The sequence below is a fragment of the Myxococcus sp. AB036A genome, assembly GCF_006547355.1.
Lineage (GTDB): Bacteria > Myxococcota > Myxococcia > Myxococcales > Myxococcaceae > Myxococcus > Myxococcus virescens.
Genome location: NZ_VHLC01000027.1, coordinates 1 through 25,761, shown reverse-complemented (window position 1 = coordinate 25,761; position 25,761 = coordinate 1). Strand labels below are relative to the sequence as shown.

23 protein-coding genes and 1 pseudogene are annotated in these 25,761 nt (G+C 69.2%); 6 read left to right on the top strand and 18 right to left on the bottom strand.

Annotation, left to right across the window (positions count from 1 at the left end; genetic code table 11):
* From FL344_RS13800 to FL344_RS13775, 6 genes are all read right to left on the bottom strand, one after another.
* Positions 1–1,356 carry a DoxX family membrane protein gene (locus FL344_RS13800; protein WP_141618851.1) on the bottom strand — a complete coding sequence of 452 codons (1,356 nt, stop codon included), beginning with the start codon at positions 1,354–1,356 and terminating at the stop codon, positions 1–3.
* Between the two features lie 118 nt (positions 1,357–1,474).
* Positions 1,475–2,212: an SDR family oxidoreductase gene (locus FL344_RS13795; RefSeq protein ID WP_011556557.1), complete on the bottom strand. Its 738-nt coding sequence runs from the start codon at positions 2,210–2,212 to the stop codon at positions 1,475–1,477.
* 24 nt (positions 2,213–2,236) lie between these two features.
* Positions 2,237–3,631, bottom strand: coding sequence for an FAD-binding oxidoreductase (locus FL344_RS13790; protein ID WP_141618850.1), 1,395 nt, complete (start codon positions 3,629–3,631; stop codon positions 2,237–2,239).
* A 13-nt stretch (positions 3,632–3,644) separates the two neighbouring features.
* Positions 3,645–5,090: a UbiA family prenyltransferase gene (locus FL344_RS13785; protein ID WP_228565024.1), complete on the bottom strand. Its 1,446-nt coding sequence runs from the start codon at positions 5,088–5,090 to the stop codon at positions 3,645–3,647.
* Positions 5,091–5,201: 111 nt separating this feature from the next.
* A complete protein-coding gene (locus FL344_RS13780) occupies positions 5,202–6,245 on the bottom strand; it encodes a class I SAM-dependent methyltransferase (RefSeq protein ID WP_141592175.1) in 1,044 nt (347 codons plus the stop codon).
* Positions 6,246–6,255: 10 nt separating this feature from the next.
* A complete protein-coding gene (locus FL344_RS13775; protein WP_194858505.1) occupies positions 6,256–6,606 on the bottom strand; it encodes an MXAN_6627.5 family MYXO-CTERM protein in 351 nt (116 codons plus the stop codon).
* A gap of 114 nt (positions 6,607–6,720) precedes the next feature.
* Between FL344_RS13775 and FL344_RS13770 the strand changes: the two genes are divergently transcribed.
* Positions 6,721–8,040, top strand: coding sequence for a response regulator (locus FL344_RS13770; protein ID WP_186817769.1), 1,320 nt, complete (start codon positions 6,721–6,723; stop codon positions 8,038–8,040).
* A gap of 51 nt (positions 8,041–8,091) precedes the next feature.
* Here the strand turns inward: FL344_RS13770 and FL344_RS13765 are convergent, their stop codons facing one another.
* Entirely contained in the window at positions 8,092–8,739 is a 648-nt protein-coding gene (locus FL344_RS13765) for a hypothetical protein (protein WP_026113860.1), read from the bottom strand.
* Positions 8,740–8,806: 67 nt separating this feature from the next.
* Here FL344_RS13765 and FL344_RS13760 point away from each other — a divergent pair, with 67 nt between their 5' ends.
* The 3 genes from FL344_RS13760 (at position 8,807) to FL344_RS13750 (ending at position 11,053) form a co-directional block, all read left to right on the top strand.
* Entirely contained in the window at positions 8,807–9,307 is a 501-nt protein-coding gene (locus FL344_RS13760) for a hypothetical protein (RefSeq protein WP_141618892.1), read from the top strand.
* Positions 9,308–9,368: 61 nt separating this feature from the next.
* Complete coding sequence (gene bcp, locus FL344_RS13755; RefSeq protein ID WP_228565023.1) at positions 9,369–10,241, top strand: thioredoxin-dependent thiol peroxidase; 873 nt, start codon at positions 9,369–9,371, stop codon at positions 10,239–10,241.
* A gap of 320 nt (positions 10,242–10,561) precedes the next feature.
* Positions 10,562–11,053: a hypothetical protein gene (locus tag FL344_RS13750; protein ID WP_141592172.1), complete on the top strand. Its 492-nt coding sequence runs from the start codon at positions 10,562–10,564 to the stop codon at positions 11,051–11,053.
* A gap of 91 nt (positions 11,054–11,144) precedes the next feature.
* Here the strand turns inward: FL344_RS13750 and nagZ are convergent, their stop codons facing one another.
* The 4 genes from nagZ to FL344_RS13730 all read right to left on the bottom strand — a co-directional run bounded on the left by nagZ (position 11,145) and on the right by FL344_RS13730 (position 15,312).
* Entirely contained in the window at positions 11,145–12,254 is a 1,110-nt protein-coding gene (nagZ, locus tag FL344_RS13745) for a beta-N-acetylhexosaminidase (RefSeq protein ID WP_141618847.1), read from the bottom strand.
* Between the two features lie 100 nt (positions 12,255–12,354).
* Positions 12,355–12,720: a two-component system response regulator gene (locus tag FL344_RS13740; protein ID WP_141592170.1), complete on the bottom strand. Its 366-nt coding sequence runs from the start codon at positions 12,718–12,720 to the stop codon at positions 12,355–12,357.
* 2 nt (positions 12,721–12,722) lie between these two features.
* Positions 12,723–14,222, bottom strand: a complete 1,500-nt coding sequence (locus FL344_RS13735; RefSeq protein WP_141618846.1) for an ATPase domain-containing protein — start codon at positions 14,220–14,222, stop codon at positions 12,723–12,725.
* A gap of 160 nt (positions 14,223–14,382) precedes the next feature.
* Positions 14,383–15,312, bottom strand: a complete 930-nt coding sequence (locus tag FL344_RS13730; protein WP_141618845.1) for a DUF6209 family protein — start codon at positions 15,310–15,312, stop codon at positions 14,383–14,385.
* A 365-nt stretch (positions 15,313–15,677) separates the two neighbouring features.
* On the opposite strand from FL344_RS13730, the gene dbpA reads away from it, so the two are divergent.
* Positions 15,678–17,063, top strand: a complete 1,386-nt coding sequence (dbpA, locus tag FL344_RS13725) for an ATP-dependent RNA helicase DbpA (protein WP_141592167.1) — start codon at positions 15,678–15,680, stop codon at positions 17,061–17,063.
* A 9-nt stretch (positions 17,064–17,072) separates the two neighbouring features.
* Here dbpA and FL344_RS13720 read toward each other — a convergent pair whose 3' ends face one another.
* From FL344_RS13720 to FL344_RS13705, 4 genes are all read right to left on the bottom strand, one after another.
* Positions 17,073–18,158 carry a YcjF family protein gene (locus FL344_RS13720; RefSeq protein ID WP_141592166.1) on the bottom strand — a complete coding sequence of 362 codons (1,086 nt, stop codon included), beginning with the start codon at positions 18,156–18,158 and terminating at the stop codon, positions 17,073–17,075.
* A 211-nt stretch (positions 18,159–18,369) separates the two neighbouring features.
* The gene (locus FL344_RS13715; protein ID WP_141618844.1) at positions 18,370–19,350 is read right to left on the bottom strand and encodes a sporulation-delaying protein SdpB family protein; all 981 of its coding nucleotides are present in this window, start codon (positions 19,348–19,350) and stop codon (positions 18,370–18,372) included.
* Positions 19,344–19,922 carry an SdpA family antimicrobial peptide system protein gene (locus FL344_RS13710; RefSeq protein ID WP_228565022.1) on the bottom strand — a complete coding sequence of 193 codons (579 nt, stop codon included), beginning with the start codon at positions 19,920–19,922 and terminating at the stop codon, positions 19,344–19,346. Before FL344_RS13710 ends, FL344_RS13715 begins: the two co-directional genes overlap by 7 nt.
* A gap of 71 nt (positions 19,923–19,993) precedes the next feature.
* Entirely contained in the window at positions 19,994–20,620 is a 627-nt protein-coding gene (locus FL344_RS13705; RefSeq protein ID WP_141618843.1) for a sporulation delaying protein family toxin, read from the bottom strand.
* A 333-nt stretch (positions 20,621–20,953) separates the two neighbouring features.
* On the opposite strand from FL344_RS13705, the pseudogene FL344_RS13700 reads away from it, so the two are divergent.
* Positions 20,954–21,157, top strand: a pseudogene (locus FL344_RS13700) (alcohol dehydrogenase catalytic domain-containing protein); the annotation flags it as partial.
* A gap of 241 nt (positions 21,158–21,398) precedes the next feature.
* Here FL344_RS13700 and FL344_RS13695 read toward each other — a convergent pair.
* The 3 genes from FL344_RS13695 to FL344_RS13685 are packed head-to-tail and all read right to left on the bottom strand — an operon-like array spanning position 21,399 to position 25,415.
* The gene (locus FL344_RS13695) at positions 21,399–23,498 is read right to left on the bottom strand and encodes a BatA domain-containing protein (protein WP_141618842.1); all 2,100 of its coding nucleotides are present in this window, start codon (positions 23,496–23,498) and stop codon (positions 21,399–21,401) included.
* Positions 23,495–24,373: a DUF58 domain-containing protein gene (locus FL344_RS13690; protein WP_011556537.1), complete on the bottom strand. Its 879-nt coding sequence runs from the start codon at positions 24,371–24,373 to the stop codon at positions 23,495–23,497. Before FL344_RS13690 ends, FL344_RS13695 begins: the two co-directional genes overlap by 4 nt.
* A 13-nt stretch (positions 24,374–24,386) precedes the next feature.
* Entirely contained in the window at positions 24,387–25,415 is a 1,029-nt protein-coding gene (locus FL344_RS13685) for a MoxR family ATPase (RefSeq protein WP_141592162.1), read from the bottom strand.
* Positions 25,416–25,761: the final 346 nt, after the last annotated feature.

Below are 25,761 nucleotides of genomic sequence, written 5' to 3'. Positions count from 1 at the left end.
TCAGCGGTTGAAGGGGGCCTCCTGAATCCAGTTGAAGCCCCGGTTGAGCAAGAGGAACTTGGACTCATCCACCCGCGTGAGGCGGACCTCGATGGCGGCCTCCTGGAGCGTGCCCTGGAGGACGAGCTGGTTCGCGTCCGAGCGTGTGTAGGCGAGCACGAACTTCTTCGCGGAGTCGTCCTGGCCGTCGATGAGGGTGAGCGTCTTCTTCGGTGCGTCCTCCTCCAGGCCGAAGGACTTCACGGTGTCGTCCATGCGCTTGATGTTCATCCGGCCGAAGCGGCTGACGGCCACCGCCTTCCACCGCCGGGCGTCTCCGGGCGTGGCATCCAGGCGCTGCCCGTCCAGGGTGAAGGAGTCGACCGTGTAGTAGCCGTAGAACGGGGGACGCGGCGCGGAGTCCCCGTACTTGCGGATGAACTCCAGCCGCGAGCTCCCAAACCCGTAGGCGATGCCGCCCACCACCAGGACCTTCATCACGAGCCCGGCGCCACTCAGCCAGCGCGAAGGTGGGAACGGCGGCTGGAGCGGGCGAGGCTGCGTGGCGCGGTTGAGCACCAGCACGTTGAGCAGCCGCCGGGCATCGGGCAGCACCAGGAACAGCGACATCAGCAGCAGGTGGGACGAATAGAGTTTGACGGGGACGTCGTAGAAGAAGTTGAGCGCCACCACGTTGACCATGACGCCCGCGACGACGAGCGCGCCCAGTGTCGTTGTGCGCCGGAAGAGCAGCAGGCAGCCGCCCAGGAACTCCGCGCCGCCCGTGAAGACATTGTAGCCCGTCGAGTAGCCCATGAAGTTCCACAGCAGCCCCATGGGGGAGAAGTCTCCCAGCGGCTGTGCCAGCCGCTCCGGACTGGGGAAGGGGAACTGGGACTTGAAGAGCTTGGCCAGCCCGTAGGACAGCATGCTCATCGCGAGCACGTACCGGACGTTCGCGTGTAGCACGTCGTGGGCCTTCACGTACTCGGTGCGGCGCCGGTCGATGACGGACCAGACGCCCGTCACCGCCACGGCGATGACGAAGTTCATCAGCACCTGCACGTAGTTGAACGTGGTGTCGCCGCTGCCGTTGGGCATCACGGTGATGTCCGTGGACAGCCGCAGCACGTGCTTGCCGACCCAGGGCACCGCAGCCTTCCAGAGCCCGTCCTGGAACCCGTGGATGGACTCGCCCAGGACTGGGATGAGGTCCAAGGGGAACGGGAAGTAATAGATGCCCAGGTAGGCGAAGGCGAAGCGGAATGCCAGCCGCCGCGCGAGACTCCAAGCTTCGGGCGCAGAAGGTGTCACGCTCGCTTCGGACGCTGCGGGCTGGGGCTCGGGGACCGAGGACAGTGGGGCCGTGGCGCTCATGGTGGGCTGGCCCGACAGTCTATCCGGAGTATCCCAGGTGCTTTCCAGTCGCCCCCGTCGCGGCGGAGGTGTTCCCCTGGCGGGCCTTGTCTCACCGCCAGGGGGCGGCCAGGTCTGCTCAGAGCTTCATGCGCTTGAACACGGTCTCCGGAATCGTCCGGATGATGAGCATGATGAGCGCCCAGATGCCGGGCACGTAGACTTCGTTCTTCCGCGAGTCCGCGGCGCTCAAGAGTCCGCGCGCCACCTTCTCCGGCGAGGCGAACAGCTTGTTCTTCGGCAGGTGCGCCGTCATCGGCGTGTCGACGAAGCCCGGCTTCACTGTCACCACCGCGACGTTGGACTTCGCCAGCCGGTTGCGCAGGCCCTGGAGGAAGACGTTGAGCGCGCCCTTCGACGCGCCGTACACGTAGTTGCTCTGCCGGCCGCGGTCACCCGCCACCGACGAAATCACCACCAGCGTGCCGGCCTTCTGCGCCTCGAAGCGGTTGGCCAGCACTGTGAGCAGCGACACCGCGCTCAGGAAGTTGGTGCGCAGCACCGCCTCCGTCGCCGCCCACGAGCGCTGCGCCTCCGCCTGGTCACCCAGCACGCCGTGCGCCAGCACCACGCCGTCCAGCCCGTCCAGCGCCGTGTACGCGGCCTCCACCAGCGCCTCGTGGGTGTCGAAGTCGTTCAGGTCCACCACCTGCGACGCGACCTTCGCCGCGCCGCGCGTGGCGGCGTCCTTCGTCACCGCGTCGAGGTTCGCCGCGTTGCGGCCAGTGAGGTACAGCGAGGCCCCGCGCGCGGCCAGGAGCCGCACCGTCGCCTGGGCAATGGCGCTGGTGGCGCCGAGGACGAGCACTTTCTTCATGGGGAGCGAATCTCGGAAAGAAGGTCAGCGGATGGCAAGCAGGGACCGAGGCGGCGGGGATGCCGTCTCGCCTCGCTCCGCGGCCAGGGAAAAGGGCAGGGACACCGGGTTCACCCGCCGCCAGAACGACGAGGAGAACGACGGGTCCACGTACTGCATGAAGCGCTCACGCTGCGGGAAGTACGCCGCGAAGTTCTCCGGGCTCATCCGCGCGTCCTTCGCCGGGTACACCGCGCCGCCCGCCTGCCGCGTCAGCCGGTCCAAATCCTCCACCAGCTTCCACGTCTTCTCACCGCGGTTGGCGAAGTCCATGGCCAGCGTCACGCCCTCGCGAGGGAAGGACAGCCACCCCGGAGAGGGAATGTCACCGAACGTCTTCAGCACCGACAGGAAGCTGGGCAGTCCGCCGCGCGAGCTGCGCTCCAGGATTTCCTTCAGCGCGTCCCGCGCGGTGGCGTAGGGCACTACGCATTGGAACTGGAGGAAGCCGCGCCGGCCATAGATGCGGTTCCACGCGTAGATGGCGTCCAGCGGGTAGAAGAACGGGTCATAGTGCGTCAGCCGCTGCTTCGGCTTGCCGTTCTGCCGGTGGTAGTAGAGCCAGTTGAAGGCGGACACCGACAGCCGGTTGAGGCAGAAGGCCGGCATGTCCATGGGCACCGCCAGCCCCACGCCGTGCGACAGGTGGCTCCTGGCCAGCGGCAGCCCGTCGAACTGCGGCGGCGCGAAGTTGCCCCGGTACAGGAGCCCCCGGCCCAGCTTCTTGCCCCGGGCCAGGCAGTCCACCCACGCCATGGTGAACTCGTAGTCCTTCTCCGACGCGCGGGCCACGTCGAGGAACCCATCCAGGTTTCCGAAGGGCACCGTCTCCTGGAGCACGTACGGGTTGCTGATGGGCTTGAGTTGCACCTCGGCCCACGTGACGAGCCCGGTGAGGCCCAGGCCGCCAATCGTCGCGCCGTACCAGTCCGGATTCTCATCCGGCGCGCACACCCGGCGGCTGCCGTCCGAGCGCAGCAGTTCGAAGCGGCGCACGTAGCGGCCGAAGGTGCCACCCCGGTGGTGGTTCTTCCCGTGCACGTCGTTGGCGATGGCGCCGCCCACCGTCACGAACTTGGTGCCCGGTGTCACCGGCAGGAACCAGCCGCGCGGCGCGGCCAGGCGCAGAATCGTGTCCAGCGACACGCCCGCCTCGCAGCGGACCACGCCCGTGGCCGGGTCGAAGGCGATGAAGCGGTCCATCCCCGTGGTGAGCAGCAGCGTGCCTTCCGCGTTGAGGCACGAGTCGCCGTAGCTGCGCCCCAGGCCATGCGGCAGCAGGCTGCCGTCCTTCCTGGGCAGCGCGTCCGTGCGCCACACCAGGGCGTGCGTCTGTTGTTCGACTTGGGGGTAACGCCCCCAGGACTCCCGTGACTTCATCGCGCCAGACCTCTCACGTGGCGGCCCATAGCACCAACGCGCACACGAGGCCTACCGCGTAGCTCACCCGGTCCCTCAGGGCGAAGACGAGCGGGTCCTCGTTCACCAGCCCGCGGTGGGCCAGCAGCCACACCCGGCCCACCCAGTACAGCATCACCGGGCAGATGAGCCACAGCCGCTCCGGGTGGGCGTACAGCGCCGTCACTTCATCGGAGGTGATGTAGAGCGCCAGCACCAGCACGGACACCTGCCCCGAGGCCGCGCCCAGGCTGGCGAGCTGCTCGTAGTCCTGGGCCAGGTAGCCACGGCCGTGCGCGGACGTCTCGTTGGACAGTCGCAACCGGCGTACCTCGCTCAGTCGCTTCACCAGCGCGAGCGAGAGGAAGATGAACATGCTGAACATCATCAGCCAACTGGACGTGGGCACGTTGACCGCCAGCGCGCCGCCGAAGATGCGCACCGTGTACAGCCCGGCCAGCACCAGCACGTCCAGCATCACCACCTGCTTCAGCCGCAGCGAATAGGCCAGCGTCAGCACGTAGTAGGCGCCCAGCAGGGCGGCGAAGGCGGGCGGCAGCAGCAGGCACACCGCGGCGCCAGCCAGCAGCAGCACGGGGGCCAGCATGACGCCGGTGCTCACGGGGAGCGTGCACGCCGCGAAGGGGCGCTTCTTCTTCGTCGGGTGGCGCCGGTCGGAGTCCAGGTCCAGCAGGTCATTCAGCACGTACACGCTGGATGCGCACAGGCTGAAGGCCGCGAAGCCCAGCAGCGCCTGCAACAGCTTGTCCGGCTCGGTGGCCTTGTGGGCGGCCAGCAGCGGAACGAAGACGAGCGCGTTCTTCGCCCACTGGTGCACGCGCAGCGCCTTCACCCAGGTGCGGAGGCGGGTGGCTGGGCGCTCGAAGATGCGGTGGACGTCGCGGCCCAGGCCCTGTGCTTGTTTCAGCACCCCGGCTGGCGCGTGGACCACGATGATGCGGCGGCATTCACGCCATAAGGGCAGGTCCACTGCGTCATTGCCCGCGTAGTCGAAGGTGCCCAGCAACTCCTTCAGCTTCGCCAGCTTGCGTGCGCCGGACAGGTTCACTGTCGCTTCGCTGGCGACGACGTCGGAGAAGAGGCCCAGGTGCGCGGCCACGGCTTCGGCGATGCGCCGGTCCGCCGCGGTGGCCAGCACCAGCCGGCGGCCTCGGGTTTTCTCCTCGTGCAGGTACGCCAGGAGCTCTTCGTGGTAGGGCAGGCTGGCCGCGTCCAGGGCCGCGCGCCTGGCCACCTCTGCCTTGAAGAAGGCCTTGCCCTTGAGCACCCAGAAGGGGGCCAGCAGCAGCAGCCAGGGGGCACGCTTGAAGAGGACCAGCAGGTTCTCATGCAGCGTATCCGTGCGCACCAGCGTTCCGTCGAGGTCGACGGCGAGCGGTACGTCCGGAGAGTCCTCGGGAATGGGCGTTTGGGGAAGCATGGGCAACGATGTGACGGAGGCCATCGGAGGGCGGGCAGGGTAGCGCAGACGCCCTTCGCGTGGAAAAGCCATATCAGGGGAAGCCTGCTAGAACTGCAGTCGGGTGGACGCTCAGTCCAGTCGGGCCACCAGGAGCGTCTGCAAGGGCAGGTGCCGGATGGGGCGGCTGGTCTCGATGCGGAAGCCCGCGTCGTCCAGGAAGCCTTCCACCTCGGCGGGCGTATAGGCGGCCGCGCCGGACGTGAGGAAGTAGTGCAAGCCAATCAACGGCGCCGCACTGGTGGGCGTGTCGGCGTTCTCGCGCAGATACTCCAGCACCGCCAGCGTCCCCCGGGGCGCCAGTGAGGCGCGCACCCGTCGCAGCAGGGCCACGTTCTGTGCGGGGGACAGGTGGTGCATCACCTGGAAGAGCATCACCCCGTCGTACGGGCCGCCCAGCTCCGCGGTGAGGATGTCGCCTTCGCGGTGGGTGACGAGGTGACTCAGCCCCGCCGAGGCGATGATTTCCCGGCCCACGCGGGCGCTGCCTTCCAAATCCAACACCGTGGCCTTCAAGCCCCGGTTGCGCAGGCACAGCTCGGCGGCGAACCAGCCGTGCGCGCCGCCCAGGTCCAACACCTGCTTCGCACCGCGGGGCAGGGGGATGGCCGCCACGACTTCCGGAGCCGCCAGCCGCGCCATCTGGTGCATGGCGTGGATGTAGTCGCGCCAGCGCGCGTCGTCGGGCGCGAAGCCATGGATGTCCACCGCCTGGCCGGTGCGCACCACGCCCTCCAGCCCGTTCCACCAATCCCACTGCGCGTAGTTGAACTCCAGGAAGGCGCCCACGTAGCGGGGCGAGCGTGGGTCCAACCATCGCCTGGCGCGAGGGGCCAGCCGGTAGCGTCCACCGCGCTGACGCTCCACGGCCTCGCACGCGATGAGGGCCTCCAGCAGCGTGCGAGTGCCCTCCTGGGACAGCTTCAGCCGTGCCGCCAGCGTCTCCGCCGACGCGGGCCCGTCCGTCAGGGCTTCATAGACGCCCAGCCGCACGCCGGCCATCAGCGTCCGCGACGCCATCATCCCGAAGAAGGCATGGGCCACCGGCTGTGGGGCCAGGTTGAACCAGTCCGCCACGCGCTCCAGCAGGTTGTCCGCTTTGAGCCCCAGCCTCATGCGTGTGCTCCTAACGCCTGCGCCTGTAGCCGCCCACAGCGGCCAGGCCGACGATGAGGAGCGCGGCCTGGCCACCCAGCACGCAGCCTTGCTGGTCTGCCTGGCGCACGCCAGTGTAGCGGCAGCGCCCGTCATCGCAGGAGAAGCGGGGGGAGCAATCCCGGGTGCTACGGCAGGACGTATTCACCCTGCCTGTACTGTCGTCCCCCTCGGGGTTGTCCCGGTCCGCGCCGCCCTCTCCCACGGAAGCGTCGGGGAGGCCCGCGTCGAACCCCCCGTCGGACTGGGCCATGGCCCCGAGGGGCAGCAGGAGGGGAAGGCAGGCCAGCAGGTGACGCAGGTGGGAGCGGAAGGGGGACATCGAGGGCGTCACCCTAGCCGCATGGAGGGTCGGATGCATCTTCCGCGGTGGCTGGAGCACCCGGGGGCAGATTGTCTGACCCTTCCCTTCGCATCTGGTACGGTACGCCCCGCGATGGCACCCCGAATCCTCGTCGTCGATGACAATCAGGAGCTGTTGTCCCTCCTCACGCAGCTCTTCGAGGAGGCGGGCTACGAGGTCATTGGTGCGAGCCGCGGCAAGCAGGCAGTGGAGCTGGCCAAGGCCCAGCCCCCGGCGGCGGCCGTGCTCGACATCCTGCTGCCCGACATGATGGGGTACCACCTCGCGGACGCGCTGCGTAAGGACAACCCCCAGCTCCCGCTCCTCTTCATCACCGGCGTCTTCAAGGGTGGCAAGCACGCCGTCGAGTCGCGCACCAAGTACCAGGCCGCCGGCTACTTCGAGAAACCCTTCGAGGCTCAGAAGCTGCTCGAGGCGATGACGAAGGTGCTGCCTCCGGAGAAGCCCGCCGCGGCGGCCGCGTCGCTCCAGGACGCCTTCGAGGTGGAGCTGGACATCGACGTGGAGGAGGAAGGCCCGCAGGACGCCATGGAGCTGACCGGCCGCATCAAGGTGACGGGCGGCGGCAACATCACGGCGGAGATTCGCGGCGCCAACCTCACGGCCAGCCCCATGCAGAAGGTGCCGGCCACGCAGGTGCGCCCGCCCACGCCAGGCCGTCCGCCGGACCCGCCGCCCGCGGGCGCGCCGGGCAGCCGCCGCGGTGAAATCCGCGACAACCTGCCTTCGCTCCTCACCGCCTTCTACCTCTCCCGCGAGACGGGCGAGCTGGGCGTGCAGAAGGGCAAGGTGAAGAAGGTCGTCTACTTCGAGAAGGGCACGCCGGTGTTCGCCCTCTCCAACCTGCTCGCGGACCGCTTCGGCCAGTTCCTCGTTCGCGTGGGGAAGATCAAGCCGGAGCAGCTCCAGGACGCGTCGGCGGTGGCCGCGCAGTCCAACCGCCGCACCGGTGACGTGCTGGTGGAGCGCGGGCTGCTCAAGGACACCGAGCGCCTCTACTACGTGGGCCAGCAGGTGAAGGCCGTCATCTACTCGCTCTTCGCGTGGGATGAAGGCTCGTACGTGCTGAGCTTCCGGGAGAAGGCGAGCGCGGAGTCCATCAAGCTGGACGTGCACCCGGCCAACCTCATCGTCCGGGGCATCAAGAAGCTCTACAAGCCGGAGCGCCTGCGGCGCCTGCTCCAGCCGGAGGACCGCCTCATCCCCGCCGTGGCCCCGGCCTACCAGCTCAACGAAGTGGAGTTGGAGCGGTGGGAGGCGGAGCTGCTGCCGAAAATCGATGGCAACCGCACCGTGGCGGAGCTGCTGGCCTTCGCCAACCGCCCCGAGCACGTCGTCTACGGCTTCCTGGTGGCGATGATGTCGCTGGGCATCCTGGACAAGCGCGGGTAGCCGCCGCGCCGTCCGTCCCCGCCGTCATGGGCGGGGACGCCGCGCCGGGGCTCAGCCGCCGACCAGCCGCGAGCCAATCCAGAACAGGCCCAGCGCGCCAGAGCCCACGGCCACCACGCGCTGCACCCAGCGGGTGATTTGCGCGTTCAGCCGGGCGATGCCCTCCGCGAAAATCAGCCCCACCACGCCCATGCCGATGAGGATGCCCAGCGCGAAGCCGGGCAGGTACATCCACGCGGCCGCGCTCATGCTGCCACCCACCAGCAGGGGAGGCAGCGCCAGCAGCAGCGAGCGCACGCCGCTGACGGCCATCAGCGCGCCAGCGGTGGTGCTCACCGTGTGCACGTGCTGATGCGGCTCCTGGGTGTGGCCGGGCAGGTGCGGGTGTCCGTGGTCCAGGCTGCTGGGGAAAAGCAGGGCGGCCACCGCGAGGGCCACCAGTACGGCGCCGCCGAAAATCTCGGCCCAGCGCTCGAAGGTTTCTGAAAGGCCCACGCCCGCCAGGATGCAGAGCGCGGCGATGCCGCCCAGCATGACGGCGTGTCCCAGCGCGAACCGTACGGCGGTGGCGATGGCGGCGCGGCGCCGGCCTCCCCCCAGGGTTCCGAGGGTGGCCATGGCGGCGCAGTGGTCCGGGCCCACGGCGTGGAGCATGCCTTGGGACAGGCCAAGCAGGAAGGCGAGGAGAATGGGCTGCACGACGCGGCACCCTAGCCGTGCTTCAATCGGGAGGCCAGCAGGAGAGGAGAACCGACCCTTCATGAGGATGATCACCCGACGGCTGTCCGCCGTCATGCCGCTCGCGCTCTGTCTGCTTCTGTCGCCTGGCTGCGACAAGGGACCCGATCAGCTCCGGGACGCAGAGAAGTCCTACCGCGACCTGATTGACCGCCGCGTGTCCCCTCTGGACCCGGCATGGGACCCCGTCATCAACGCCTTCGAGGCGATTCCCAAGGACTCCAAGGTCCGCCCGGAAGCGGAGCAGCGGATCGCCGCCATCCGTCGCTTGCGGGGAAAGCTGCCGCCGCGTCCCCTGGCCACGCCGGGCGCCACGGGCCCCGGGACGTCGGACGTGGATACCAAGCGCGCCGCGTGTGAGGCCCTGGCGATCCGGCTGGGCCAGACGCCGGAGGGCGCGGACCGGGAGCCCTTGCACCAGGCCCTGACGGACTGCCGGACGGAGCTGGTCCGGCTGGAGGCCCACAGCCATCCGCCCGGGGAGCATGGTCATGACCATGGCGGTGAGCCGGGGCACCCCGCGCACTAGCGGGACGCTGTCGCTGGGCGTTGAGTGGCGCGGGCTTTGTGGTTAATGAGCCCGCATGCCCATGCCCCAAGCAGGTGACCAGGCCCCCGCCTTCCAACTCGCCGACCAGGATGGAAACCCGGTTTCGCTCGCGCAGTTCGCGGGCCGGAGTGTCGTCCTCTACTTCTACCCGAAGGACGACACCCCCGGATGCACCGTGGAGGCGTGTGGCTTCCGTGACGAGCACTCGGCGCTGGAGGCCGCGGGCGCGGTGGTGCTGGGCGTGTCCGCGGACAGCACCGCGAGCCACCGGAAGTTCGCGACCAAGTACAACCTGCCCTTCCCGCTGCTGGCCGACGTGGACCACACGGTGTCCGAGGCCTACGGCGTCTGGGGGGAGAAGTCGCTCTATGGCCGCAAGTTCCTGGGCATCACCCGGGCCACGTTCCTCATCGGCCCGGATGGCGTGCTGAAGCAGGTGTGGCCCAAGGTGAAGGTGAACGGCCACGTCGCCGAGGTGCTGGCCGCGCTGAAGGGCGAAGCTCCGGCGGCGGACAGTGCTGTGAAGAAGCCCGCCGCGAAGAAGGCGCCCACGGGGAAGAAGGTGGCCGCCGCGAAGAAGGCTCCGGCGGGCAAGACTGTCTCGGGGAAGTCCGCCGCGACCAGCAAGGCGACGGCGAAGAAGGCGGCTCCGGCCGCCAAGGCACCCCGTGCGGCGAAGAAGGCCGCGACCGCGAAGAAAGCCCCTGTGGCGAAGAAGTCCGCGGCTGCGAAGAAGCCCGCGGCCGGGAAGAAGCCGGCGCCCGCGAAGAAGCCCGCGGCTGCGAAGAAGGCCTCGGCCGGGAAGAAGCCGACGCCAGTGAAGAAGCCCGCGGCTGCGAAGAAGGCCTCGGCCGGGAAGAAGCCGGCTCCCGCGAAGAAGTCCGCGGCGGCGAAGAAGGCCTCCAGGAAGTAGCGCTCTGGGCCTGGGCGGCCCTGGGAGGACGTCGGTTCAGACGTCTTCCAGCAAGCAATCCGCCACGGAGACCGGCGGCTCCGGGCGAGGAATCAGCCCGCGACCTCGAAGTGGGCTTCCTCGACGAAGAAGAAGCCCTCAGCGGGGCGGGCGCCGGGAGCGCCGAAGATGGCTGCTCCCGGCCGCTGCTGGGGCTATATGTGGGGTTCGGGCAGTCCGTCGTCATGCGGACATGGAGTCACCCCGTGGTCTCCATGCCCGGCGTGCCCCATCTTCGGGAAGTACGAGCAACCAGATTGAAGGGACTCGGAGGAGTCGACATGCGCGAGCGGAATATTCGGCGGTGGGGTTCGGCGGCGGCATTGGTGGCGGGTGCGGTTCTGGCCGTGGGCTGCCGGGGGCTTCCGGAGACCGGTGGCAGTCAGCCGGATGAGCCACGGGGCAGCCTCGTCGCCCAGCGCGGTGACCAGCCCGATTCGATGAAGAACATCGAGGGTGGCAACACCAACAAGCCGCTGCCGCCTTGGACGCTGCCGGCGAACCGGGGCTACAACGGCACCATCGACCAGATTGGCTCCAGCATCGACCCGCGCACGCCGAAGAACGACGGCACCCAGGGTCGCTCCATCCAGGACGACGCCGGGAAGATGATGAATGACCGGTACCACGCGGAGGGCGGCGCCGCGTACTCGCCCGCGGCCCATGGCTTGGGTGGTGAGGACGGCGCCACGCTGGGCGGCAAGCGCGGCGGTCACTACAGCGGCTACAGCCCGCTGGGCTGGCAGGACCGCAGCGGCCCCTACCGCCGCTGAAGTCACACGGGGGCGGGCTGCTCGTGCCGCCCCTTCCAGCCGCTCCCGGTGCAGGGCGCCGGGAGCGCGTGGCACCCCGGCCCCTTCGCCTTCAGCGAGAGGCCAGCATCACCTCGGTCGGGTCGCGGCCGGTGAAGGTGCTGACGAGCCCCTCGGCCAGCGCGTGATGCTCCGAGCTCCCCAGCAGGGCGAGCCGGTCCTCCGCCGGGTGCGCGAAGCGGGCACTGAGCGCGTCCAGCCGCCGGTGCGCCTGCGCGATTCGCTCCCGTGACACGCGACCGGACTCCACTGCCTTCACCAGGGCTTCGATGGCGCGGCGCTGCACGTCCGCGTTGTGGCACACCAGGAACAGGTCCACGCCCGCGAGCGTGCCCTGCACCGTGGCCTCCTCCACGGAGTAGTGGCCGGCAATGGCCTTCATCTCCAGGTCGTCGCTGACGAGCACCCCGTCAAAGCCCAGCTCCTCGCGCAGCACCCCCTGGAGCACGCGCGGACTCATGGTGGCGGGCACTCCCGGGTCCAGCGCGTCGAAGAGGACGTGCGCCGTCATCAGGGACGCCAGTCCCGCCTGGGCGAAGGCGCGGAAAGGCACCAACTCCACGCTGCGCAGCCGCTCCAGGTCGTGCGGCAGCCGCGGCAACGTCAGGTGGCTGTCGGTGGTGGTGTCGCCGTGGCCGGGGAAGTGCTTGCCACACGAAGCCACGCCGCCCGCCTCCAGTCCCCGCGCGAGCGCTACGCCCAGCCGCGCCACTTCCTCCGCCTCGCGGCTGAAGCTGCGGTCGCCAATGACGGGGTTGGCCGGGTTGGTGTCCACGTCCAGCACCGGCGCGAAGTCCCAGTCGAAGCCCAGCGCGCGCAGCTCATACGCCAGCAGCCGGCCCACGCGCTCCACCTGGGCCGCGTCGCCGCGCTGCCCCAGCTCTCGCATGGGCGGCAGCGCGGTGAAGGGCGCGCCGCGAAGCCGGGCCACGCGGCCGCCCTCCTGGTCCACCGACAGGATGAAGGGCCGGCCTGCGCGTGTTTTCAACGCGTGGCACAACGCGGCCGTGTCCGCGGCGCTGCCCACGTTGCGCTTGAAGAGGATGGCGCCGTAGATGCCGTCATCCATCAGCGCGGCCAGCTCGCTGTCGATGTGAGTGCCGGGAAAGCCCACCATGAAGAGGCGGGCACAGTCGCGGTAGAGGCTGGAGGAGGTCGTCACGGCGCGCAGTCTGGCAGAAGCCGGGGGCTGGGCGCTCGGGGGGAACGCGGTTCTCCTGGAAGCGTCGGCTGCCTGTCAGGCCCCAGGGCGGTGAGGCGCGCTACTGGAGGATGGCGCCCTGGGCGAAGCGCTTCACCAGCACCAGCAGCTCGTCCAGGGAAAAGGGCTTGGGCAGGAAGGCCGCGCAACGCAGGTGCTTCCAGTAGTCCGGCGGGCTGGCGCTCATCATGACGACGGGGATGTCACGCAGCAGGGGATTGCGCTCCATGGCCTCCAGCAGGGCTGGGCCGTTCATCACCGGCATCATGTAATCGAGCAGCACCAGGCAGGGGTGCTCCTCGGCCATCCGCTCCAAGGCCTCCTTCCCATTGAGCGCGATGGCGGTCCGGTAGCCTTCGTCGCTCAGGAGGTCGCGCATGGCCTCGACGATGCCGAACTCGTCATCGACGATGAGGATGGGACCCATGCTTAAGGCTCCTGGCGCCCGCCGCCGGGATGCCGGGGCTCGGACCACGTGGTCGACCGTGGCAGGCCGGTCATCATCGCCTCGACATCCGTGAAGGCACCCATCACCTCCATCCCCTTCGGGCTGATGCACAGCTCGCGCAGGGCGTTGTCGTGCGGGCTGTTGCGCAGCTTCAGCACCGTGACGAAGCGGCGCAGCCGGGAGTCCAGCTCGACCTGGCGGAGGAAGAGGATGTTCTCCGCCACCATGGAGATGCCCTTCATGGGAAAGGCCACCTCCGGACCGAACGCGGTCACCGATTCGACGGAGTAGAGCAGCGTCACGCCGCGCATGCGGCACTCATTGACCAGCGCGGCCAGGAAGCGCGACACGCGGGACTGCCGGACGGCCGCCCTGCGGAGCGCGTCGTAGCCGTCCAGGAAGAGCCGGCGCACGCCGCGGGTCCGGATGATGTCCAGCAACTGAACGCCCAGCTTGTCCAGCAGGTTCTCCGTGGGCGGCCGGAAGCTGACCTCGAAGTCGCCCCGGTCGATGAGCGGCTTGAGGTCGAGCCCGATGCCCGCCGCCTGCACCACCATGCGCTCCGGGGAGTCATAGAAGGCGAAGTAGTGGACGCGCTCGCCCTTCCGGGCGCCTTCCGCGAGGAAGTTCAGTCCCAGCAGCGTCTTGCCGCTGCCCGACGGCCCCAGGAGGATGGTCGTCGAGCCCTGGGCCACGCCCCCGGTCAGCATCGCGTCCATCCCGGGGATGCCAAACGCGCACCTCGCGTCCTGCGGCGGCCCCGGCGGCGGCCCGGACTCCGCGAGCGTCTCCAGGCGGGGATAGATGATGATGCCGTCCTGGGTGATGTCGAAGCTGTGCTTGCCCAGCAGATAGGGGCTGCCCCGGAATTTGCGCACGAACAGCTCGCGCACGGCACGCGCGCCGAACATGCGCTGCCGGAGCAGCATCAACCCATCCACCATGGTGTGCTCGGCGCGCAGGCCTTGTCCGCGGCCGGTGGTGAGGATCAACGTCGTGCAGCCCATGAGGCCCGTCACCACCTGGAGGCCGTGGATGAACTTCTTGATGGCCTGCTGCGACGGCGCCACCTCCTCCGCGGCCACCAGCCCGTCCAACACGAGCAACGTGGCCTGGTGGTTCTTCGTCTCCTTGCGGATGAGCTCCGCCAGCGCGTCCAGCCCCCCCTGCTCCAGCACCGTGAAGGCGCTCAGATAGGTGATGGCGTTGGGCAGCAGCGTGGGGTCGAAGTAGGACAGCGAGGAGAGGTTGCCGACCAGCTCCGTGTGCGACTCCGCCAGCAGCGTCAGGTAGAGCACGCGCCCGCCGTGGCGCTTCGCGTGGTGGAAGCACACCTGGTTGGCGAAGATGGTCTTCCCCGAGCCCGGAAGGCCCATCAGCATGTAGGTGCGGGCCTTGCGGAAGCCTCCGTGCAGCACGGTGTCGAGGCCTGGAATGCCCGTGGAAATCCGCTCCGCCACGCGTGGAGTGCCTTCGGTCATTTCGCGTTCCCTTTCCTGGGCCCGGCCCGGGTGTGGCCCCGCTGGAATGATGGGAGCAGTGCGCTCGCCTTCTCAGGGGAACACTTCTTGCCACAGCGCCTCTTCCGGAATGCCGCTGAATCGCGCGGGCCCCAGCGGCATTCAACAGAGGTGGACCGTCTCAGAAGCTCCGCAGCACGGTCCGCGCGGTGCCGCCCGTGGGGCCAGCGCCGCTCGCGATGCGATACCAGCTCACGCCATCCGTTGAATAGCGGAACCCGAATGCATAGGCGCTCCACGGCGTATACGCGAGCGGTTCCGCGGCGAGGTTCCAGCGGTACCGGTAGTTGTTGCCCACCCGCCCCTGATAGGCCAGCCATCGGTGCTGCGTGGCGGCACCGTCCACGCTGAACTCCACCTGCGCTTGGATGAGCTCCGGACGCGCGGTGGCGGCATCCGTCACGCCGGGCACGTACACGTCCGCGTCCACGAACTTGCAGGCGCGCTCCATGACATAGCTGTCGATGACGATGGGGTCCGCCAGCCCGTCGCGGTGCTCGCAGTCACGCGCGAAGCTGCCGCCCCAGTCACCGGCCCACACCACGGCGGAGGGCGACTGCGCCTCCACGGGGAAGACGTAGTTCTGGCCGTAGTTGCTGTCGTACTTCGGCGTGCAGGTGCGGCCAGAGGTGAAGAACCATGTCTCCACGCTCGTGGCGTCCGAGGGCACCGTCACCTCGAAGGGCTTGTTCACGAACGAGGTGCTGCCCGTGGCCTGCTTCACGCTGCCGCTGAAGAGCTGGCCGCTGGGAAGGAAGCGGACATAGGCCAGCGTGTCCCACGCCTGCTGGCCGGCGTAGGTGCTGTGGTGACAGTCCGTCATCCGGTACAGGTCGTAGTCGACGACGAGCGTGCCGCCGCGGACGATGGCGCCGTGCTGCGAGTGCGTCCAGCCGTTGAGGAAGCGCACCGTGGCGGTGGGCGTGGTGAGCGGCGCCTGCTGTGACGCCGTGGCGCTGGCAGACGTCTCCTCCTGCTGCTGAGGCGCTCCGCCACAGGCCGCCATCAGCGGCACCGCGAGGGCCAGATGCTTCCAGGCAGACGTCTTCATGTGGGGTTCTCCAGAAATTGGGATACCGCCACTTAACAGGACTTCCTGGCGCATGTGCTGCCGGTCGCTCGCCCTGTCAGGGAGCGTGCGGTTTCACGGTGGACGGCTCCTTCATGCCGCCACCGGCGGTGGCGAACACAAGGGTGGACAGCCTGGCCGGTCCGATGCGGCGGGAGGGCATGGCGGCTCCAGGCGGGGGTGGTGATTTCAGGTAAAGCTTGATTTTTCGCGGAAGCTGCGCCGGGCAATCCGGCGCGGGCGGCCGGGAGAGGTCGGCGGCTTCACTTGTCCTGCCTTCGCTGGGTGTGACATGGGGCCTGCAGAACCCGAGGCTCCTTCCGTGCCTCCGCTCATCGAGGCCCCGAATGGACTTTTCCGCGCTTGCGCTATCTCCCCCGCTGCTCCAGGTCCTGGAGGAGCTCGACTTCAAGACGGCCACGCCCATCCAGGCGCAGAGCATCCCGGTGCTGCTCCAGGGCAGGGACCTGGTCGGCCAGGCGCAGACGGGCAGCGGCAAGACGGCGGCCTTCGCGCTGCCGCTGCTCCAGAAGGTCCAGTTGCAGCACCGCAAGGTGCAGGCGCTGGTGCTGTGTCCGACGCGAGAGCTGTGCGCGCAGGTGGCGGGCGAGATTCGCAGGTTGGGGCGGCGGCTGCCCGGGCTCCAGGTGCTGGTGCTCGCGGGAGGCCAGCCCATCCGCCCGCAGTTGGAAGCACTGGAGAAGGGCGCGCACCTGGCGGTGGGAACGCCGGGCCGGGTGATGGATGTGCTGGACCGCGAGGCACTGGAGACGCGGCAGTTGTCCACGGTGGTGCTGGACGAGGCGGACCGGATGCTCGACATGGGCTTCCGCGAGGACATGGAGCGCATCCTCGGGGCCATGCCGCCGCGGCGGCAGACGGTGCTCTTCTCCGCCACCTTCCCGCCGGACATCGAGGCGCTCAGCCGCGCCTTCCAGCGTCAACCCGTCCGCGTCACGGTGGAGACCACCACGGCGGGGCCCGACATCCAGCAGGTGCGCTACGACTGCGAGCCGGAGGAGAAGCAGGCCCTGTTGCTGCGCATCCTCCGGCACTACCAGCCGGCGTCCGCCATCGTCTTCTGCAACCTCAAGGCAACGGTGGTGGAGTTGAAGAAGTCGCTCTCCGCTTCGGGTGTCAGCGTGGACGGGCTCCAGGGGGACTTGGAGCAGTTCGAGCGCGACCGGGTGATGGCGAAGTTCCGCAACCAGAGCACGCGGGTGCTCATCGCCACGGATGTGGCGGGACGCGGCATCGACGTGGAGGCGCTGGATGCCGTCATCAACTTCGACCTGCCCATGCAGGCCGAGCCCTACGTGCACCGCATCGGACGCACCGGACGGGCGGGGCGCGCGGGCCTGGCCGTCTCCATCGTCACGCCTCGGGATGGCCGCAAGGTGGACGACATCGAGCTGGCCACCGGCGTGAAGCTGGAGCGCGGGGACGTGGAGTCACTGCCCTCGGCGGACCCTCGCAACGCGGTGTCCCTGGAGTCGACGTGGGACACGCTCTACATCTCCGCCGGACGCAAGGACAAGATGCGGCCCGGCGACATCCTGGGCGCGCTCACGGGCGAGGCGGGCGGACTCAACGCAACCGACGTGGGCAAGATTGAAATCCAGGACCACGTGGCCTACGTCGCCGTCGCCCGGCGCGTGTCGCGGGTGGCCTTCCAGCGGCTGAGCGAGGGCCGCATCAAGGGCCGCCGTTACAAAATCGAGCGCGTGAAGTAGCCCTGGCGTCTACGCGGCGCCGCGCAGGGACATCTCCTCGCGGAAGGCCTGGATGACTTCTTCTTCCGTGGGCAGCTCGCCACAGCGCTTCTCCATCAACTTGGAGAGGACGGCGACGTAGGCCTCGCCGAACAGCGTGGTGAGCGCGGTGGCGGTGGTGGCGGAGATGAGCGCGCCAATCGCCGTGCCCGGGCCGGGGACGAGCTTCAGCAGGCCGGATACGATGGACTGGCCGGTGAAGGTGGCGCCCAGGCCGGTGATGCTCGCGCCCACCAGCGTGGAGAGGAAGGCCTCCGTCATCGGGAGGCCGAAGACGCTACTCACCCCCGCCAGCATTCCGACCTGCGTGGGGACGAGCAGGGCGGCGTCGGCGAAAGGGATGGGGACGGCTCCAATGAGGCCGGCGGCGGCCGCGGCGCTGGCGACGATGCCGTGCGCGCGCTTGCGCTTCTGGCTGATGCTCACGCGCTGGGCGGCGGCGAAGGCGTTGCGCTGGGCTTCGGGGACCAGCTCCATGGTGAGCTCGACGAGCTCCACCAGGCCCTTGGGCTGGAGCGTATGGCCCTCGTCGTCCGTCTCCTGGAGCGCGCGCACGCGCATGACGTTACGGGACATGGGCAGCAGCTTCTGCACCTCCGCGCGGAAGCCCTGGTCGCTGCGCGCCTTGGTGACGACGACCACCACCGGCATGTGCCGCGCGAGCATCTCCGCCGCCTTCAGGTCACCGTCCTCCACGCGGCGCGAGTCCTCGCTGATGCACAACCAGGCGCAGTGCAGGTGGCGCGTGGCGTCCGCGTCCTTCGCGCGCGCGGCCACCAGCTCCTCCAGCAGCTTCAGCGTCTCTTGAAAGGCGCCCAGCTCCAGGCCGCGGGTGTCGAGGATGCTGACGGGGATGCCGTCCTTCGTGTACTCGCGCGTCTCCTTCGTGACGGGGCGGCCCTGGCCGGTGTCCGCGATGCGGCCGTGGAACACCGCGTTGACCAGCGTGCTCTTGCCCACGCCGCTGCGGCCCGCGATGACGATGTTGACCCGGCCGCGCTTGCGGAAGGCCTCTTCGACCTGCTTGCGGATCTCCTCCGCCAGATGGATGTCCATGGGCTGCCGCTGCCTCCGCTGGTGAGCCCTCCCGCGTTGACGGGAGGGGGCTTCAGCGTAGCGGAAAGGTCGCGCGGGTCGACGATGGACCCACGCGGGGCCTCATGCCTGCTCTGCGGCAGGCGAGCAGGAGAGCGCCCGCCCCATGCTCGCCAAGGCGCGGAAGCCGCCGCCCCGGCGGGGGCCGGGACGGCGGCGTCGATGGGCGCTCTCAGGTGACTTCGGTGGTGGGCACCGCCTGCGCCGCCACCGGCTCCATGGCTGGCGCGGGGGCGGGCTGGGGGCGCGGTTGCCGCAGCCAGGCGTGGAGGCGCTCGAAGCGGAAGGTCTCATCGTGGGGGCGCAGCAGGAGGATGAGCGCGCCGAACATGATGGCCACGAAGCTGATGAGCCCGTGGAACACGGCGATGCCCAGGTGGAAGGCGATACCCAGCGGCAACAGCACCCGCCGGAGGGACGGGCTCAGCAGCGGCCCCATCGCGAGTCCCAGCTCCAGCAGGAGGACGGACCAGGTGAGCAGCGCCACCACGGGGCTGCTGAGCACCGGGAGCATCAGGCGAGCCAGCCAGGCGGGGGCGCCAATCAGGGGGTCCAGCAACCAGTAGTACAGCGCGGTGCCGTCCACCCACTCCGCCACCTTGAACTTGCCCACGGAGGCATGGAAGTAGATGCCCGCGACCTGGAGACGGAGCATCACCCAGGCGGACCGGGCGATGAGCCGCTTCGGCTCGTCGTTCAGGCCGGCTTCGGAAGGCGCGCTCCAATGCCAGCGCCGGTCGTCCGTCAGCGTCAGGGGCAGCATCAGCAGCGCCAGGATGGCGGCAATCTGGTCACCGCCGTCCGTCAGCGTCGCGGACCAGTGCAGGCTGACGGCCACCCACCAATGCACGAGCCCCGTGAGGCGCGGGCGCCAGCCGGAAGCGACGACCACGAGCAGCAGCACCGCCGTCCAGCGCGCGACCTCCAGCCAGCCAGCGGGGAGCACGCAGAAGAGGGATGCCGCCCGGAGGCCATCGCAGAGAGGCGTGTCGGAGATGCCCGATACGGGATGGAACATCGTCGTGGAGTGGCTGAAGGCGAGGGTGCCCGCCGTCGCCAGCGCGATGAGTGTTCGCGCCAGGCCGTAGACGTTGGTCCACGGAGAAGGCCCCGCCACCCAGGCGCGCGCGCGGTTGCCAAGCTCGGTCAGCATTCGACGTTCAACCTCAGGACCTTCGAGGGAAGGGTGATGGGCTTGTCCTGATGGGTGCGGCTCCAGGCCCACGGGATGGTCCGCTGGAAGACGAGCCCCAGCTCGCCGCACATCGTGGGGCGGGGGCTCTTGTTGCGGAGCGTCTTCGCCACCGGGGCGCGCTCGAGGCAGGCGCTGGGGGCTTCGTTGCAGGCCACCTGTTCGAGCGCGGCGGCATCGTTGGTCAAGATGCCCAGCTCCACGCTCTGGGCCCTCGAGACACGGTCGATGCCGAAGGCATTCTGGAGCTGGAAGTTGGGGGCATTGCTCGCCCAGACCCATTGACCTTCCGGCGTGCGGAGGTAGGGCAGCGTCCGGTCCTCACGTGGGTCTCGCGTGAAGAAGGCCCACCCCTCCGGGAGAATCAGCTTCATGTCGAAGTGCTTCTCGAAGGGGAGGTGGATGGGGTTGTAGGGCAACGACGCGTGCACGGCGTACATCGTGACGCTGGCCCAGCCGAGGATGAGGCCCAATGCCAGCAGGCCCAGGCGGCGGGGCGAGGAGGTTCGGGGGGAGTGGGAAGACGCGGTCACAGCCGTGCTCGTGAAAGGGAGGGAAGAAGGGGAGCGCCCACCGGTGAGGGCGGCGGGCACTCCCCAGGGGACTACTCGGCGGGAGCGAACTTCTTCACCAGCATGTCCACCCACACATCGCGCTTGAGCCGGCTGGCCTCGGACTCCATGACCGGCGTCATGTCGAACTGGGTGATGAAGAGGAACACGAGGAGGATCACCGCGGCGGCGGTTTCGATGTAGACGGTCAGACCGGCCTGCACGTGCTCCATGGAGCCGATGCCCACGCCGCCTTCCTGGTCCGCGGTCTTGCTCAGCTCATTCACGGCGGACATCACCAGGGTGCGCGTGTCGGTCAGCAGCTGGTCGACGACCAGGTGGTTGCCGCTGCGCAGGTCCTTGTTGAAGCGCTCGAAGAACGCGGCGTCCAACTGAGCCATCTTGGCGATGACTGACTCGGCGGCCTGTTCGCGCTTCGCCAGGGTGTCATCGCCCAGCCGCTCCTTGATTTCCGGACGCTGCCAGATGTCATCGAAGTGGTGGGCGTCCGGGCCCAGGCCAAAGGCCATGCCCTTGAAGAGGCTCTGGCCGGACTGCGCCGGGTTCTGGGCGACGCGGACCGCGGCGCCGTTGTCCGAGGGGCCGCAGCCCACGCCGAAGGTGCTCAACGAGATGAGGGCCGTTGCGGCCGAGGTCAATTTCAGGGTGGAGCGCTTCAAGGTGTTCTCCTGAGTGCAAGGGGGCTTGTCCGCGACATCCCCGGAAGCCGGAGAACGTCACGTACAAGTCAAGATTTTCAGAGAAACTGAAATTATCTTCAATCCCAAGAATTCCTTAAGGTCGTGCATTCGTGAATCAGTTTCTTGAATGTGTAAAATTACTCGTATGGCTGGTTTTGGCGGATGCCAGCACTCGCTGAGGCCTGGCTCCCGCTCATCCCGGCGCCGAGGTCGTCAGGCAGGGCAAGGGGGGCATCCAGACTGGCGCCAGCGCTGGCTTGCCACCTCTGTGTGGGGTCCTCACTCCTTGACCCACAAAGGAGCGGCACACCCATGCGCGCACTCAGTTACGAAGGCCCCTATCGGGTTCGGGTGAAGGACAAGCCGGACCCCCGCATCGAGCACCCGCAGGACGCGGTGCTCCGGGTCACGAAGACGGCCATCTGTGGCTCGGACCTGCACCTGTTGCACGGCCTCATCCCCGACACGCGGGTGGGCTGTACGTTCGGCCACGAGTTCGCAGGCGTCATGGACGAGGAGGACGTCCTCTTCCTCAGCGACATCTTCCCCACGGGCTACATGGGCGCGGAGATGGGCGGCATCCAGCCCGGGGACACGGTGGTGGTGTTCGGCGCGGCACTGGATGATGTTGCTGCTGGCGGACCGGGTGGACGTGGCCGAGCACAAGCTGCGGAGGGGCCTTCCACGTCTCGCGGCGGGTGCGGCGGTCGTCCTCGTCGGCGGCGTCGTGATGCGCCGGCTCCGGGCCGGGTGACGGCTACTTGCGCAGCAGCGTGCCTTCGAAGAGGAACGCCAGACACGCGGCCAGGATGAGCCAGGTCCACAGCGGCACCGTCGGCTTGTCCGCGTCACCCGTGGAGGCCTTCACCGTCTCTTCTCCGAAGTAGGCGGTGAGGGTGTCCGTCGGCACACGTCCCAGGTCGCTCTCGGAAGGGTCGAGCACGGCGGCGAAGGACAGGTCCGGCTGCACCTTCCCGTCCGCGCCCAGCACCGAGTACACGCCCGGCTCCGTCACAGGCCCGGCCACCAGCGCGCCTTCCGGCTGCTCCTTCACGCTGACCTCGGTGCCGTCCGGCGCGCGCACCGAGGACACCTTCTGGGCCCCCTCCGGGCGCAGCGTGGCGCTTTCGCCCACGCGCACGCGCACCTCCTCGCGCTCGTCCAGGGAGCCGGTGAGGTACGCGGCGAAGCGCTGCATCAGCGGCAGGAAGGAGGTGCGGATGGAGAAGTCGCTCCAGTCGCGGTCCACCGTGCTGGTGAGCAGCGCCACGCGCCCCTTGCCCTTGCGCGCCACGGCCACCGCCGGCGCGCCGTCCTCATACGTGGCCAGCACCTGACTGGCGCCGCCAGCGCCCGGGGAGTCCGCCTCCAGCAGCATGTACTTGTAGAAGCGCGCCCCCACGAGCCCTTCCTCCGCCTGCCCCGTGAAGGGCGAGAAGAGGACGTGCTCCACGGAGACCTGCGCCAGCCGCGCGCTCTTGGTGTCCGCGTCCGGGTCGTCGCGCTCGGCGCTGGTGCGCACCAGGCGCAGCGGACGCGGCAGCACCGGGCCCAGCCGCTGGTTGTACGCCTCCGGGTTCACCCGGTCGCCCATGCTGATGAAGAGGCCGCCGCCGTTCTCCACGGAGGCCGCCAGCTTCTGCGCCTCGTCGGCGCTCGGCGCGGGCACGTTGAGCAGCAGGACCAGGTCGTAGGCGGAGAAGTCCTCGCGCAGGCCCACTTCCGCGTCGCGCGTGGCCACCTCCACCGGCGAGCCCGGCGCGGTGAGGGCCGCGTCCACGAAGAAGGCTTCATCCCGGTATCGCGTCGCGTGGGGCGAGCCATTCACCACCAGCGCCTTCAGCGCGCGGGGCACCGGCAGCACGAACGAACGCCGGTCATCCTCCACCAGCGCGTCCGGCGCCAGCGTCACCTGTCCCAGCACCGTGCCGCCCTGCGGGAAGCGCACGGTGAGCGTCTTCTGCGTCGTGCCGCCCGGGGGGATGTCCACGAAGCCCTTGGCCAGCGTGGACTTGCCCACGCGCACCGCGGCCTCCAGGTCCTTCACCGGCTCCACGCCGAAGTTGCGCACCGTGAAGGTGAACTGGAACGTGCGCGGGCCGGCCTGGAGCGCGGGCTCCACCTTGAGGTCGACGATGGCGCGGTTGTTCAGCACCTCGTGGCCCTCGGCCGCGTCGCGCAGCACCACCTCCGGCTTCACGGGCGCGCCCGTGGGGCCCTTCACCGTGGGCGGCGGCGCCTCCAGGCGGAAGGCCGCGGCCGTCATGTCGGAGACCAGCACCAGCCGCTTGGCCGGCATGGGGTTCTCCTCCAGCGCGCGGGCCGCCATGTCCAGACAGCGCGACAGGTCCGCGGTGCCGTGGGTGGCCTTCGCTTCATCCACCAGCGAGCGCAGGCGGCCGCGGTCGAAGCCCGGCGGCGGCGGCGCGGCGGGGGATTGCGTGCACACCAGCACGGTGGCGGGCTCTTCGGGCAGCAGGTCCTTCAGCGCGTCGCGGGCCTCGTCGCGGGCGCGCTCGAAGAGCGGCGTGCCGTCCGACCAGCGCATGGACAGCGACGCGTCCAGGATGATGGCCGTGGCCGCGGGGCCCTTCACCACCTGCGCGGCGGCCGCGTCACGCGTCAGCTCCGGGCGCGCCAGGGCAATGGGGATGGCCAGCAGGATGAGCGTGCGCAGCGCGTACAGCAGCAGGCGCTTGAGCTTGAGGCGGCTGGCGGTGCGCTTCTGGCTGCGCATCACGAAGGCCAGCGGCCCGAAGGGGTGCGGCCGGGGACGGCGCCGGTCGAACAGGTGCACCAGCAGGGGGATGAGGGCGCCCAGCGCGCCCAGCAGCATCCACGGATTGCCGAAGGTCACCGGCGCCTCCCGCGCCGCGACAGGTACCGCAGCAGCACGTCATCCAGCTTGTCGTCCGTGCGCACCAGGTCGTAGTCCACGTCCGCCTCGGCGCACGCGGCCTTCACGTTCGCCAGGAAGGCGTTGAACTCCTCCAGGTAGCTCTCCTTGATTTCGCGCGGGTTCACCTCGATGCGCCCCTGGCCCTCCATGTCGATGAAGAGCGTGGGGTCGTCGAAGGGGAACGTCAGCTCCGCCGGGTCCACCAGGTGGAACACGGACACGTCGTTCTTCCGCTGGCGCAGCGCGAGAATGCGGCGCAGGGCGTCCTGGTTCTCATCCAGCAGGTCCGACAGGACGATGACGCTGGAGCGCCGGGGCAGTACCTCCGCCAGGTGGTCCGCCGCGCTGCCCAGGTCCGTGGTGCCGGTGGGCTCGGTGTGCTCCAGCGTGTCCAGCAGCACGTTGAGGTGCCCGGCCGATGCGCGCGGCGGCACGTCCTTCCACTTGCCGCCCGCCATCAGCGCCAAGCCCGCCGCGTCCTGCTGGCGCACCAGCAGGTAGCACAGCGCGCCCGCCAGCGTGGTGGCCACGTCCAGCTTGCTCAGCGCGCCGCTGCGGTAGCCCATGGAGGCGGACGCATCCACCACCATGACGGCGCGCAGGTTCGTCTCATGCTCGAAGCGCTTGACGTAGTACTTGTCGAACTTGCCGTAGGCCTTCCAGTCCAGGTGGCGGAGCTCGTCGCCGGGGGCGTACTCCTTGTGCTCCGCGAACTCCACGCTCTGCCCCTGATGCGGGCTCTTGTGGAGGCCGGACAACACACCCTCCATCACCGCGCGGGCGCGCAGCTTCACTCCCTGGAGGCGGGCCAGCGTCTGGGCGTCGAGCAGCATGGCGCGGGCCTGGCTAGCCCTTCACCACCGTGAGGAGCTGGTCGATGAGCTTCACGGAGGTGATGCCCTCGCTCTCCGCGGTGAAGTTGGGCAGCACGCGGTGGCGCAGCACGGGACGGGCCAGGGCGCGCACGTCCTCGACGGTGGCGACGAAGCGGCCGTGGAGGATGGCGCGCGCCTTGGAGGCCACCACCAGGTACTGGCTGGCGCGGGGGCCCGCGCCCCAGGACGCGTTCTTCGCGATGAAGTCCAGCGCGCCCGGCTCCTTGGGCCGCGTGTGGCGGACCAGCTCCACGGCGTAGCGCACCACGTGGTCCGGCACCGGTACGCGGCGCACCAGCTCTTGAAGCGCGAGGATGCGCTCGGGCGACAGAATCTTCTCCAGCTTCGGCTGCGGACCGCCGGTGGTGCTCTTGACGATTTGCACCTCTTCGTCGGCGGTGGGGTAGCCCACGTCCACCAGGAACATGAAGCGGTCGAGCTGGGCCTCGGGCAGCGGATAGGTGCCCTCCTGCTCGATGGGGTTCTGCGTGGCGAAGACGAGGAAGGGCAGCTCCAGCGGGTACGTGCGGCCACCGGCGGTGATGCGGTACTCCTGCATGGCTTGCAGCAGCGCGGCCTGCGTCTTCGGCGGGGTGCGGTTCACCTCGTCCGCCAGGATGATGTTCGCGAACAGCGGACCCTGGAGGAAGCGGAAGGTGCGCCGGCCGGTGGTGCGGTCCTCTTCCAGGATGTCCGTGCCGGTGATGTCCGACGGCATCAGGTCCGGCGTGAACTGGATGCGGTTGAAGGACAGGTTGAGGACGTCCGCCAGCGTGGAGATGAGCAGCGTCTTGGCGAGGCCCGGCACACCCACGAAGAGGCAGTGGCCGCGGCTGAAGAGGGAGATGAGGAGGTGCTCCACCACCTCGCGCTGACCGACGACGCGCTTTTCAATCTGGGCGACGATTTCGTTGCGAGCCTGGGCGAGCTCCTCGACGGCACGGAGGTCGTCGCTCGAGGCGTCGGGCACGGGCAGAGAGTCGGGGGCGGCGCTTTCCATGGAAGGGTTCTCTTAATTCGTGGGCGGCGCTGGGACCAAAGGATTCCGCCACCCCTGTGCCAAGGCGTGCGCTGCCAACCGTTCGGGGGGAGACCTATTCCGCTGCCGCACACCCCGGCACGCTGGGGCACATGGGCGCGCTGATCGCCTGGATGCCCCCCTGCCATGTGACAGTGCCCCTGGGCTGGGGGGGAATGCCGGGGGCTGGACACGCTGCTTAGGTTCCCAGGGCCTCGCTTCCGGTGGACGGGAGCAGGCTCCTTGGAGCGTGTCATGGGGCCATTTCGGCGTGGTGGGCGTGGCAACCTCTGGACGGGGCTTCTTCCAGTCGCCCTGCTGTGGGTGG